We start from the raw sequence: 267 nt of genomic DNA, 5'->3' as shown, positions 1-267 counted from the left end.
AGCAGGCGTTATCTGTCGTCGTAAGCGATCTGACGTACGTTAGAGTAGGTTCATATTGGAATTACGTATGCTTCTTTGTGGATCTGTTTAACCGCGAAATTATCGGTTACAGTGCGGGGGCACACAAGGATGCCAAGCTAGTTTACCGTGCTTTGGCTTCGATTAAGGGCAACCTGAATGACATTCAGCTCTTCCACACCGATCGAGGCAATGAATTCAAGAATAAGCTCATCGACGATGCGCTGGAGACTTTTCAGATTGAGCGTT

Annotated in this window: 1 protein-coding gene; it reads left to right on the top strand. The window is 46.4% G+C overall.

What is annotated here, in order from left to right; all coding sequences use genetic code 11:
* Positions 1-267 (top strand): IS3 family transposase (locus QD47_RS29750; protein WP_044649507.1); only part of this gene is annotated, 267 nt, incomplete at both ends.

Source organism: Paenibacillus terrae, from assembly GCF_000943545.1.
Classification (GTDB): domain Bacteria; phylum Bacillota; class Bacilli; order Paenibacillales; family Paenibacillaceae; genus Paenibacillus; species Paenibacillus terrae_A.
The sequence above is the reverse complement of the archived record's forward strand: the minus strand, read 5'-3'. Positions and strand labels throughout refer to the sequence as shown.